The 11,756-nt window shown below is 50.6% G+C and carries 10 protein-coding genes; all 10 read right to left on the reverse strand.

Features of this window, described 5'->3' with window-relative positions; all coding sequences use genetic code 11:
* Positions 1–14: 14 nt before the first annotated feature.
* The 10 genes from NXS08_RS03530 to NXS08_RS03575 all read right to left on the reverse strand — a co-directional run bounded on the left by NXS08_RS03530 (position 15) and on the right by NXS08_RS03575 (position 11,220).
* Positions 15–338, reverse strand: coding sequence for a Rieske 2Fe-2S domain-containing protein (locus NXS08_RS03530; RefSeq protein WP_259137301.1), 324 nt, complete (start codon positions 336–338; stop codon positions 15–17).
* Positions 335–1,525, reverse strand: coding sequence for a Fe-S cluster assembly protein SufD (gene sufD, locus NXS08_RS03535; RefSeq protein ID WP_259137304.1), 1,191 nt, complete (start codon positions 1,523–1,525; stop codon positions 335–337). The genes NXS08_RS03530 and sufD overlap by 4 nt, the downstream gene beginning before the upstream one ends.
* On the reverse strand, positions 1,522–2,979 hold the full coding sequence (gene sufB / locus NXS08_RS03540) for a Fe-S cluster assembly protein SufB (RefSeq protein ID WP_259137307.1): 1,458 nt from the start codon (positions 2,977–2,979) through the stop codon (positions 1,522–1,524). Before sufB ends, sufD begins: the two co-directional genes overlap by 4 nt.
* A gap of 21 nt (positions 2,980–3,000) precedes the next feature.
* On the reverse strand, positions 3,001–3,696 hold the full coding sequence (locus tag NXS08_RS03545; RefSeq protein ID WP_396232236.1) for a helix-turn-helix transcriptional regulator: 696 nt from the start codon (positions 3,694–3,696) through the stop codon (positions 3,001–3,003).
* Positions 3,697–4,176: 480 nt separating this feature from the next.
* On the reverse strand, positions 4,177–4,821 hold the full coding sequence (locus tag NXS08_RS03550) for an NUDIX hydrolase (RefSeq protein ID WP_259137309.1): 645 nt from the start codon (positions 4,819–4,821) through the stop codon (positions 4,177–4,179).
* Complete coding sequence (recN, locus tag NXS08_RS03555) at positions 4,814–6,502, reverse strand: DNA repair protein RecN (protein ID WP_259137311.1); 1,689 nt, start codon at positions 6,500–6,502, stop codon at positions 4,814–4,816. Before recN ends, NXS08_RS03550 begins: the two co-directional genes overlap by 8 nt.
* Positions 6,503–6,505: 3 nt before the next feature.
* Positions 6,506–7,471 carry an NAD kinase gene (locus NXS08_RS03560; protein ID WP_310546915.1) on the reverse strand — a complete coding sequence of 322 codons (966 nt, stop codon included), beginning with the start codon at positions 7,469–7,471 and terminating at the stop codon, positions 6,506–6,508.
* On the reverse strand, positions 7,468–8,307 hold the full coding sequence (locus NXS08_RS03565; RefSeq protein ID WP_259137313.1) for a TlyA family RNA methyltransferase: 840 nt from the start codon (positions 8,305–8,307) through the stop codon (positions 7,468–7,470). The genes NXS08_RS03560 and NXS08_RS03565 overlap by 4 nt, the downstream gene beginning before the upstream one ends.
* A gap of 1 nt (position 8,308) precedes the next feature.
* Positions 8,309–8,491, reverse strand: coding sequence for a hypothetical protein (locus NXS08_RS03570; RefSeq protein ID WP_259137315.1), 183 nt, complete (start codon positions 8,489–8,491; stop codon positions 8,309–8,311).
* Positions 8,492–8,511: 20 nt separating this feature from the next.
* Positions 8,512–11,220 carry an HAD-IIA family hydrolase gene (locus NXS08_RS03575; RefSeq protein WP_259137317.1) on the reverse strand — a complete coding sequence of 903 codons (2,709 nt, stop codon included), beginning with the start codon at positions 11,218–11,220 and terminating at the stop codon, positions 8,512–8,514.
* Positions 11,221–11,756: the final 536 nt, after the last annotated feature.

Raw genomic sequence — 11,756 nt, forward strand, 5'->3', positions numbered from 1 at the left:
CTTCTTCCGTTTTCTTAATTATCTACATCTACCAGCACTTGCTGGTTTTCAATGGTTAAAGGATAGGTGCGCACGGGTTTAGGAGCTGGAAAGCTTCCTTCGCCGGTGCGTAGATCGAATTCAGCGCTGTGTGCCCAGCATTCAATGCAGCCTGCTCCAATGTCCCCTTCTGAGAGAGGCACATCTGCGTGGGTGCAGGTGTCATCGATAGCAAACCAGTCTCCGGCGGTGTCGCAGACAATGGCGACCAGGTGGTTATTCCCGTTTGCGTCTGTTAGATTGACGGCGCGGGCGTTACCAGGTGCTAGGTCTGCTGGGCAGGCAACCTGAAAGGTCATTCGGCAGCTCCTTGTAAAGCTCCGCCTGCTTCCAGTTCTGCCTCGATTAGTTCCATCAGGTGAGTTTCCACGGCTGGGATCCCGATTTCTGCAATCAATTCAGCAAAGAAGCCTCTGACTACCAGACGGCGTGCGTCCGCTTCGCGAATACCACGGGCCATGAGGTAGAAAAGTTGTTCGTCGTCGAAACGTCCGGTGGCTGAAGCGTGTCCTGCCCCTTCAATTTCTCCGTTTTCGATTTCTAGGTTTGGTACTGAGTCAGTTAGGGTACCTTCGGTGAGAACCAGGTTACGGTTCAGTTCGTAGGTGTCGGTTCCGTCTGCTCGTTCACCAATTAGGCAGTCGCCTACCCATACGGAGTGGGCTCCTTCACCTTGCAGGGCGCCTTTATAGGTAACGCGGGAGTAGCAGTTAGGTTCGGTGTGCGCAATGTAGGGGCGGTGTTCAAAGTGCTGTCCTTTATCTACAAAGTAAAGTCCAAGCATTTCAATGTGACCGCGTTCAGCTGCGAACTCAGTGTCTGTGCTTAAACGGACCAGGGAGCCACCTAGGGTAACTATGATGTGACGAAGTTTGGTATTTTTACCTGCCCGTAAGCGGTGATTAGCCGCGTGGGTGGCGGTGTCATCCCATTCTTGGAGGCTAACGAAAGTAAGGTTTGCATCATCTGCTACGTTTACTTCAATCGTTTGGTTTAGGTTAGCTTTGCCCGTGTGAGAGAGTACTACCACTGCGTGGGAGTTCTGTCCGGCACGCACGTAGATACGTTGAGCTTCATTTTCCAGAGCGTCACCATTTACTTTAATGAAGATTGGCTCGTTTACTTCACCGTGGCGAGGAATGTCAATGAAATGAACTTCCTGTGCCTGTTCCCAAGATACTGCCGCTGAGCGGTCTACCGGTGCTAGGACTGGTTCTAACCGTTCATCAGAGGCAGGGACTACCTGGTAGGTTACGTCTTCATTTGGGGTTACTTCAACGGCCAGGTTTCCCCGGGTGTACTTGGTTTCGTCGAAGATGAAGTTAAAGCGTTGCATTGGGGTGAAACGCCATTCTTCTTCACGCCCAGTTGGTAGTGGGAAGTCCGCAACTTTAAAGGAGGTTAGTTTTGTAGCGCGGGAATGGTGTACTGGTTCGTCTACCAGACCGTGTGAGTGTCCGCGTGACATGGTTTCGTTAAGGCTCATCCTACGGATCCTTCCATCTGTAGTTCGATCAGTCGGTTGAGTTCCAACGCGTATTCCATTGGTAGTTCACGCGCGATTGGTTCAACGAAGCCACGAACAATCATTGCCATTGCTTCATCTTCTTCTAAACCACGGGACATTAGGTAGAACAGTTGGTCTTCACTCACCTTTGAAACAGTTGCTTCGTGTCCCATTTCTACGTCATCAGTACGTACGTCTACGTATGGGTAGGTGTCTGTGCGGGAGATTTTATCTACCAGCAGCGCGTCACAAAGTACGTTGGACTTAGAGTGGTGTGCTTTTTCATCGATTTCTACCAAACCGCGGTATGAAGCGCGGCCGCCGCCACGGGAAACAGATTTTGCGGTAATGGAAGATGATGTGTAAGGAGCCATATGTACCATCTTTGCACCGGTGTCTTGGTGCTGTCCGGTTCCGGCGAATCCGATTGAGAGGGTTTCACCGCGAGCGTGTTCACCCATCAGGTAGCAAGCTGGGTACTTCATGGTGACGGCAGATCCAATGTTTCCGTCGATCCATTCCATAGTGCCGCCCTCTTCAACGATAGCTCGCTGGGTAACAAGGTTGAGCACGTTGTTTGACCAGTTCTGAATGGTGGTGTAGCGAACGCGGGCATCCTTGAGAACGAAGATTTCTACGATTGCAGAGTGCAAAGAGTTGGTGTCGTAGATGGGGGCGGTACAGCCTTCAACGTAGTGGACGTAGGAGCCTTCGTCAGCAATAATCAAGGTGCGTTCGAACTGTCCCATAGCTTCAGTGTTAATTCTGAAATATGCTTGGAGCGGGATTTCGACGTGTACGCCTGGTGGAACGTAAATAAAAGAGCCACCTGACCATGCTGCGGTATTTAAAGCTGCGAACTTGTTGTCACCTGCTGGGACTGCTTTTCCGAAGTATTTTTCAAAGATCTCAGGGTATTCGCGTAAACCTGAATCTGTATCTAGGAAGATAACGCCTTGTTTTTCCAGGTCTTCTTGGATTTGCTGGTAAACAACTTCAGATTCGTATTGGGCAGCTACGCCGGCTACTAAGCGGTTGCGTTCTGCTTCGGGGATTCCCAAACGGTCGTAGGTGTCTTTAATCTCTGGTGGCAGATCGTCCCAGGATTGCACTACCCGATCGGTGGGGCGCACGTAGTATTTGAATGAATCGAAGTCGATGTAGTCCAGATCTGGACCCCATTTTGGAAGTGGTTTACGTTCCCAGGCTTTGAAGCCTTTTAGGCGGCGTTCCAGCATCCATTCTGGTTCATTTTTGATTTCTGAAATTTCGCGAACGAGTTTTTCGGTAAGCCCACGTTCTACGTCCTGACCGTAAAGGTCAGTGTCGTGCCAACCGTATTCGTATGCGCCAATAGAGTTAATAATCTCTTCGTCAGTCTGTGGAGTGTTAGCTTCCACTTCCTGCACCTGCGGCGTCTTAGTTTCGGACATGTGTTCCTTCCTAGATGGGCTTTAAGCCCGTTTTGTGTCTTGTCTCCATCCGGGACGTTTGGTAACAGCTCCGACTGGGATGTGGGTGGTACATACGTGTTTTCCACCAGCTAAGGTGGCTAGGCGTTGTACGTGCACATCCAGCAATCTTGCGAAAGCCTGTGTTTCTGCTTCGCATAGCTGCGGGAATTCTTCTGCTACCGCCAGGATGGGACAGTGCCCCTGACAAAGTTGAACGGCAAAGTTTCCGCCCCCGATATCTCGCACGCTTGCAGCGAAACCATCTTGGGTGAGGGCGTCAGCTAAAGCAATGGCGCGGGTCCGAGGATCGTTACCGGCTGCTCGGATAACAGGAGCGTATTTGCGTTCAATTTCTCTGGAACGAACTGCAGCAAAACTTTCTACTGCGTCAGTTCCGGCAGTTTGCGCTAGAAAAGTAAGTGCTTTTCCGGCAATTTCTGCGTAGGAGTCATGGAGTTTTTGATGAGCCAGGTCAGTTGCGACGTAGTGACGCGCGGGGCGCCCTCTGCCGCGAGGAGACAGTTGTGCAATATCGTGAGAAACTATCTGCCCAGCATCTTCAAGTGTAGTGATATGTCGTCGCACAGCAGCTGTGGTAAGTCCTAAAATTTTTGCAATTACAGAGGCAGTAACCGGACCTTTTTCAACTACTAAATCTAGGACAGATTCTTTTGTTCCTTGATCTTCTATGGTCACTTTCTCCCCCCTCCGTTTTCCTATGTAGGTGCCTGAGTTTTAGTTGCTTAGACAAAGTCTGCTGTGCTTTCTTACTTTTCCAATCTTAGCTGATTTACGATACACATTCATTACCTAAAATGCTATTTTCCCCTCACTTTATAGTCGCCTTATTCAAATACCCAATAAACCCATTGAAGATACATATAGCACGAGAGAAACAAAACATTCGAGATTCAAATTCATAATTTTCTTCTTATCTGCTAACCTGCTTATATAACCCATCATGCTTGGATAAAAAGAAAACCGAAAGGAAAAGTTATGTGCTATCCAGTAACCTGTCCAAAATGCAATAAAACCACCTGGCAAGGATGCGGCGAACACGTAGATTCAGTCAAAGCATCTGTACCACCTCAAGACTGGTGCACCTGCCCACGCTAAGCTAAAACAAGCAGAAGGTGGGGTTCTCTCAAAAAGAGAACCCCACCTTCACTCATACAACTACCTACCTAAAGGAGACTTAAACCAAGGGCAATTCGCTGGACGCAACTTCACCCAACCACCGGCACGCGCACTCGCCGCCGCTAAAATCCCCACCACTGCAGAAGGATTATGAATCCTCCCCTCATGTACAGCATCTATAGCTTCATCTAAAGAAACCCACCGCAAAGTCATAGTTTGTTCTTCATCACACCGGACGTGGCGTTCGCTTTCTAAAACTTCACTTACCTCACGCGCCAAATAAATACGCAACTCCTCAGTAGATCCCCCAGGAGAAGTAAAGTAATCCACCAGAACATCCCATTTAGCTGCCCGCAAATCAGCTTCCTCCCACAGCTCACGCTGCGCCGCTAAAAGCGGATCCTCACCAGCAACATCCAATAAACCCGCAGGAATTTCCCAAAGCTTCGCCTGCACCGGGTGCCGATACTGATCTACCAGAGCGATCTCTTCACTTCCCGGTTCTCCTCGTAAAGCTACTACCGCCACAGCGCCAGTATGCGCTACATAATGACGACGCACCGGCGGAGCTGACTCAGACAGTTGCACCACGTCCTCGTCCATATCAAAAACAGACCCGCGCCAAACCCGCTCTGACTCTAAAACTGGATAAGACCAACGCTGGTCACTAATCTTCTCACTCATCTTTATCTCCTAACTGCTGGGAATACTCAAGCAACTCCAGCGCATGCGCCTGCGCAGTCTGTGAATCAGCTGCCCCCGATAACATTCGAGCCAACTCTGCAACTCGCTCCTGCCCCACCACTTCTTGCACCGTGGTAGTCGCCCCATTTTTTTCAATTACCAACTGCTGATCCGCCCAAGCGGCCACCTGCGCCAAATGGGTCACCACAATCACCTGCCGGTGTTTCGCTAAACGCGCTAAACGCGCCCCCACTTCCCGCGCAGCCGAACCCCCAATCCCCGCATCAATTTCATCGAAAATATAGGTAAGCCCGCTCGCATTTTGCGCCTGCCGGTCAGCTAAAACAACCTCTAAAGCCAGCATAATGCGGGAAAGTTCCCCACCGGAAGCGCCGGCCCCCAACGGAGCAGGTGAAAGATCTGGGTGCGCTTGTAAAAGCATTTCCACATCTTCTAAACCCTCTGGCCCTGGACGTGTTCGCGCAGAAAGCTGCACCATAAAATGCGCATTTGGCATTGCTAAACCATGCAGTTCCAAATCGACCGACTGTTCAAGCTCCTTTGCCAGGCTTTGCCTGCCCGCACTTAGCTTAGCGCCGATTCGCAAAACCTCTTGCTGAGCCTGCGCAAGATCTGCTGCTAACTGTTCTAAATGCACCTCACCTTTTTCAAGGCCTTCTAAACGTTGCTCTGTTTTTTCTACCCACTCCAGTAAACCGGCGATATCCACTGCCCGCCCGCGAAGTAACTGATTGATAGCCCTTTTCCGAGACTGCAAAGCATCTAACTTCGCCGGATCAGCACTAATTTCATGCAGCACGTAAGCCAAATCGTCACGTAAAGTCTGCGCTTCGGTCAGCAGCAATCGAACTCTTCCAGCCAGTCCTTCTACCTGTTCATCCAGCTCTGCTATTTTCCCTAAAGCTTCCCCAGCAACTCCTAGAGCTTCCACAATGCCCAGGTTTTCACCGCCCCCAAATTGTCCGTGCGCGGTCGCTAGCCCCTGGTGTAACTGCTCTGCATTTTCAATCCGCTTTATTTCTGCGCTGAGAGTTTCTTCTTCACCGACTTCTAAGCTTAGGCGCTGAATCTTATCTACTACTGGACGTAGCTGCGCAATCTCTGTTTCTGCATCAGCTAAGCTATCTTCAAACTGATCTTTAGTTCGTTTCGCAGTCACGGCTCGTTTCCATGCCTGCCGGTACTGTTCTACCAGTTGCTGGTGCGTTTCATCGCCAAAAGAGTCTAAAAGTTCCCGTTGATAATTAGCGTTTCGCAAGTTCAGTTGCTCAGCTTGGCCATGAATAACCGCTAAGTGCGGGCCGATTTCTGTGAGCAGATTCAGTGGGGCTGGGCGCTGTTCAAGGTAGGCGCGGGAACGAGTTAAACCGATTTTTCGCCCAATTATTAAGCTGGTTGGCTCATCGGTTTCAATTTCCGCATTTTCGAGGGCGCCGCGTACCTCTTCAGTAAGAGAAAAAACTCCATCAACTGTGGCTTCTGTAGCACCTGCACGGATCTTACCGGTGTCAGCACGTTGCCCTAACAAAAGTTGTAAGGAAGTTAGCAGCATGGTTTTACCCGCGCCGGTTTCACCGGTGAGAACTGTAAGTCCAGAAGTGAAATCAATGCTGGCGTTAGCGATCACTCCTAAATTTTTGATGTGAAGTTCTTCGATCACGGTTTAACTTTCCCCAGAGTTTTTCTGTAGTGCTATGTTGTCTGCAACGGGTCTGATTTCTTTACTACTTAGATGTTGTGCAGGTACGGTCTGTGCGGACTTTTCTGCACTATCGGTAGCAGCATTATTTGCGGTACTGGTAGCGTTACTCCAACCGGCAACTGGGAGATTGAACTTAGCTACCAGACGCGCTGAAAATGGTGTGTTATTCAAACGGGCTAACTTCACGGGTCGGTCAGATTTGGTACAGATAATTTTAGTGCCCGGTTCTACCAGGTGATGCCGTACTCCGTCGCAATATACCTGCAGGTGATCTCGCTGGTCTTTCAGTACCGAAATCTCAAGTTTTGTTGAAGGACCTAACACTAAGGGACGAGTAAACAGGCCGTGGGCTGCCAGGGGAACCATCAGAAAAGCCTCAGTATCAGGCCAAATTACCGGGCCGCCAGCAGAGAAACTATAAGCGGTTGAGCCAGTTGGGGTGGATACTAAAATTCCGTCTGCTCCGTAGGTGGATACTCCGTGGCCATCAACTCCAACTCCAAAATGAGCCGGGTGAGCCAGATCTGAGTGGGTAATTGCTGCTTCGTTCAACGCCCAGTCCCAGGTAATTTCTCCCGCTGCGTTAATGATTTCGACTTGCAGCGTCATGCGTTCTTCTACTTCGTAAGCTCCTTTAGCGATACTTGTTATAAGTTCGTCTAAAGAGTCTACTTCTGCTTCGGCTAGAAATCCCATTCTGCCCATATTGACTCCTAAGAGAGGAATCTCCAGTTCACGGGCAGTCTGGGCTGCACCTAGGATGGTGCCGTCACCACCGAATACCAACATGAGTTCAATATTTGGGTGCGTGGGATCTTCTGTGACCTCAATTTGGTGTTTACTTAATCCTTCGCACACGTAGGTGGCAGTGTCTTGTGCATCTTCACGGTAGGGGTTGATAACGCTTAGTATGGTACGGCTCATCATTTCCCTTCCTTTGCTGGCCCATTGTTAATCGCTTCCCAGATACTTTCACTGTAGTTTGTTGGGGCGATTACTTCCATATCTTCCAAAGGGTTCTTTTTCAGCGCAATAAAATACTCCACGTTTCCAGCTGGCCCTGGTAGTGGGCTGGCAGCTAAACCATAGAGGGCTAGACCTAGGTTGGTGGCGTAGTCAATTACTTTTCGTACTGCTTCATAGTGGTGTTCTAAGTTGCGCACTACTCCGCCGGCGCCCAGCTTTTCTTTTCCAATTTCAAACTGTGGTTTTACCATCAGAAGATAATCGGCTTGGGGGGCGGCTACTGCGTAAAGTGCGTCTAGAACTAAAGTGAGAGAGATAAAGGAAAGATCAGAGACGATTATTTCTGGGGCTGGAGTGATTTCTCCGGCTTTAAGGTATCGGACGTTAGTGCGATCCATAACTTCTACGCGTGGATCGTTTTGTAGTCGCCAAATCAGCTGTCCGTAGCCAACATCTGCAGCTACTACACTGCCTGCTCCGTTGCGTAGAAGGACGTCTGTGAATCCACCGGTGGAAGCTCCGGCGTCTAAACATCTTTTTCCTTTGATTTGGGGGGCTTTGTCGCCCAGTAGTTCGAGTGCTCCCGCCAGTTTATAAGCGCCGCGTGAGGCGTAGTCTGGGCTATCAGTTTCATCGATTACGATAGCTTGTGCCGGATCCATTTGTCTGGCAGGTTTATAGACTACTTCGCCGTCAAGTTTTACGTGTCCGGCTTGGATTAGTTCTTGCGCTTTAGTGCGGGAGGGCGCTAATTTTCTGCGTACTAATTCAGCGTCAATCCGACGCAGTTTCGCCATGTTATTTTCCAGCCTCAACTAGTTTGGCTGAAAGCTCAGCTTCTGCTGCTTTTAGTTTTTCCACTTGGGTTTGTAGGTCAAGTTGGGAAACTTCATGCCATTGCAGTTCCCACTGTGCCAGAGTCATTTGGGGTTTTTCCGAGGACTCTGGCAGAGGTAGGTTTTTGTCTGAGCTTTCAGCCATTTTAGAATCTTTTGAATTCTTTAGTTTTCTTCATCTTCCAGGTGCACTGTTTCAGCCAAGAGGGCTTCTAAGTCTTCTTCACCTGGGAGGAATTCTACAACCTCGTCAGAAATCTGACTTTCATCAAAATCGAATTCTGCAGAGGCATTAATTTCTGCTTCAATTTCTTGAGCGATAGTCTGTTCTTCAGTTAAGGTTTCTGCGGGATTTACTTCCTCAGTTTCTTCAACTATTTCAGTTACTTCGGGGGCTTCTACGATGCCTGCGGGATCGTCGTTTTCTACCACGGTGAGTTCTGGGCAGAATACTTTTGGTCCTTTGGCGGCTTGTTCCCAAGCTGCAGCTACCAGGGCGCGGTAGGAGTCCAGGGTAACGGTAGTTGCTTCTTCCAGGGCTACTCCATCGAGGGTTAGCTTCCCGGCAATGACTTTAGCGACTTGGCTTAGTCCACAGGTCCAGGTACCGTCACGGTGGTGACGAGGACGTGGGTGTGGTTCGTTTAGGCCGCGCATGTCTAGGTGCAGTAACTGTGGTCGAAGTCCACGGTCGGCTAATACGATATCTTTAGCAGAGTGAACTCCGGTTAGTACGTGCATTACGGGTACGCCGGCATTTAGTGCGCCTGCAATATCAGTTTCTAACCGGTCACCGACGGCTAGGGCACGTTCTCCGTTTACCAGTTGGATTGCGCGTTGGTAGATGCCGACCAGTGGTTTACCAGCTACTTCTGGTTTTACTCCGGTACAGTAACGTACTGCCCGCACCAGTGCCCCATTTCCCAGGGCGAAGCCTCGTTCAATTGGGAGTGACCCGTCCATGTTGGTTGCAAAGTGTTTTGCACCTGCGTTGATTGCTAATGCACCTTCAGAGAGCATAGCCCAGTCTACGCTGCGGTCAAATCCTTGGACTACTGCCACCGGTTGATCATCGGCTGATTCTACCAGTTCATAACCGGCGTCTTTGACAGCGTTACGGAGTCCTTCGCCTCCGATGACGAATACTTTGCTACCTGGTTCTAACTGTTCTTCCATGATTGCAATGGCGTCCATTGCTGAGGTGTAAACGTTATGTTCGTCTACGGGGAAGCCCAAGCTTGAGAGGTGTTCGGCAACGGCTTGTGGGGTGCGTGAGGAGTTGTTAGTTACGTAAACTTGAATAATTCCTGTTTCCAGTGCTTGGTTTACGCCCTCTGCCGCGTGTTCGATTGGAGCTGCTCCGGTGTAGCATACGCCATCTAGGTCCAGGATTAAGGTGTCGTAACGGCTGGCTGGGGCTTCTTCTGATCCCTTTAGGTCCGAGCGGACATCGTCGATATCTGCATCTGCTAGTTCTAAGAAATCAATAATTTCTGCGTCGTCTGCTTCGGGGATGGTCAGTTCCAGTTCGTCTGCTTCCAGGTTGCGCCCCAGGGAACGGAGGTGTTCTACTTTGGCGTGGAGCAGTCGGGCAATCACTGATTCGTCTGCTTTAGAGCCGATCTTATCGAGGGCGTTTTCTACCAGTACCAGGGCTGTTTCATGTTCTTCCAGGTCTGCCCGTGCGCCGGCAGCCACAATCACCAGTTCGATTTGTTCTTCTAAAGAGACCTGGTCCATTGGGGTGTCTTCGATTAGTTCTAGGGCTTTTTCTGGTTTACCCAGGGCACGTTCACAGTCTGCTTCAACTGCACGTAGAGAGAAGTCGCCGCGCATACGGCGGACGGCCCGTACTTCACGTAGAGCTTCTTGGTAACGTTCGGTTGCATACGCAGTGAGCGCAGCTGCTTCTCGAACTGCATCTACACGTCCTGCGCGTTTTACGGCTGCTTGTGCGTATTTGTAGCCAAGTTCTGGATCAATGTCGATCAGCTGCCCGGCCATGACAAGTAGTTTTGCTACTTCTTCTTGGCTGCGTTCACCCAGCGTTGCTAATCCGGCGAGGACGTGTTTATCAAGCTCAGTGGCTTCAACACCTGCAGGGATAAAGAGACCATCAATGTTGTTATTAACTTCCGCAAATTCTGCGTCGAACTGTTCGTTGAGGTGCCGTGAGTGTTCAGCAGCGTAACCTTGGCGTTCTTCACGGGTGGAGTTTTCAGTGGTAAAGCGACGATCTGAGCGGGAGTCGAACTTCTTGTCTCCTCGACCTTGGAAACCACGGTCATCGCGGCGGTCAAAGCCGCGATCGTCACGGCGCTGTCCGCGCCCTTCAAAATTACGGTCTCCCCGCCCCTGGAAACCACGATCATCACGGCGACCAAAACCACGATCATCACGCCGACCAAAACCACGGTCGTCACGGCGGTTATCACGGCGGTCGAATCCACGGTCGTCACGGCGCTGTCCGCGCCCTTCAAAATTACGGTCTCCCCGACCCTGGAAACCACGATCATCACGGCGACCAAAACCACGATCATCACGGCGGTTATCACGGCGGTCGAAACCACGATCATCTCGGCGCTGTCCACGCCCTTCAAAATTACGATCGCCTCGACCCTGGAAACCACGATCATCACGCCGACCAAAACCACGATCGTCACGGCGATGTCCACGCCCTTCAAAATTACGTTCCCCTCGACGATCAAAACCACGATCGTCACGGCGGTTATCACGGCGGTCGAAACCACGATCATCTCGGCGCTGTCCACGCCCTTCAAAATTACGTTCCCCTCGACGATCAAAACCACGATCGTCACGGCGACCATCAGAATTGTCGCCACGGAATCCTCTGCTAAAGCTGTTCTCAGCCATTGTGCCTCTTTATCCTATATGAAGTTAAAACTTCTTCTTAGTAAATCCTGCCGCCTACCTCAGAGGGCATTAAGTCTATCGTACCGTGCCGGTGGGGTTTATGGGAGTTTCTTTTAGGCTGGCATTGCTCACATACTGATCCTACGCACCTCATTATGCGTATGTTATTTGGGTTTCCCGCTCTGGCTGTGGGCGTGCCTGCGTCTTTTCCGCGCCCTCGTGCGCGTGTTTGGCTTGCGGCTATCCTCTGTGGTGTCAGCACTCCTGTGATGTCACTTCTGGCTTGTGGCTATGCGTGCCCTCGCGTGGCTATGCGTGTGTGCGCCCTATACGCCCCGCGCGCCCTCGTTGTGTGCCGTGTGTGTGTTTTTGGGGGGTATTGTTTTGGAGCACAAACACCATACCCGTTTTTGGGGTTTTGGTGTTTGTGCTCCAGTTTGTGTTTGGTTTGCGGCGGTGTCTTACTCTCCCACACCCTGGCGGGTGCAGTACCATCAGCGTGCTAAGGCTTAGCTTCCAGGTTCGGGATGGGGCTG

It is taken from the genome of Gleimia sp. 6138-11-ORH1, assembly GCF_024814355.1.
Taxonomy (GTDB): Bacteria; Actinomycetota; Actinomycetes; order Actinomycetales; family Actinomycetaceae; genus Gleimia.

Bases quoted from the DNA above. Each gene is read 5' to 3' on its own strand.
- NXS08_RS03550 (WP_259137309.1), bottom strand. From the start codon at position 4,821: ATGAGTGAGAAGATTAGTGACCAGCGTTGGTCTTATCCAGTTTTAGAG.
- sufB (WP_259137307.1), bottom strand. From the start codon at position 2,979: ATGTCCGAAACTAAGACGCCGCAGGTGCAGGAAGTGGAAGCTAACACT.
- NXS08_RS03575 (WP_259137317.1), bottom strand. From the start codon at position 11,220: ATGGCTGAGAACAGCTTTAGCAGAGGATTCCGTGGCGACAATTCTGAT.
- NXS08_RS03530 (WP_259137301.1), bottom strand. From the start codon at position 338: ATGACCTTTCAGGTTGCCTGCCCAGCAGACCTAGCACCTGGTAACGCC.
- NXS08_RS03570 (WP_259137315.1), bottom strand. From the start codon at position 8,491: ATGGCTGAAAGCTCAGACAAAAACCTACCTCTGCCAGAGTCCTCGGAA.
- NXS08_RS03565 (WP_259137313.1), bottom strand. From the start codon at position 8,307: ATGGCGAAACTGCGTCGGATTGACGCTGAATTAGTACGCAGAAAATTA.
- sufD (WP_259137304.1), bottom strand. From the start codon at position 1,525: ATGAGCCTTAACGAAACCATGTCACGCGGACACTCACACGGTCTGGTA.
- NXS08_RS03560 (WP_310546915.1), bottom strand. From the start codon at position 7,471: ATGATGAGCCGTACCATACTAAGCGTTATCAACCCCTACCGTGAAGAT.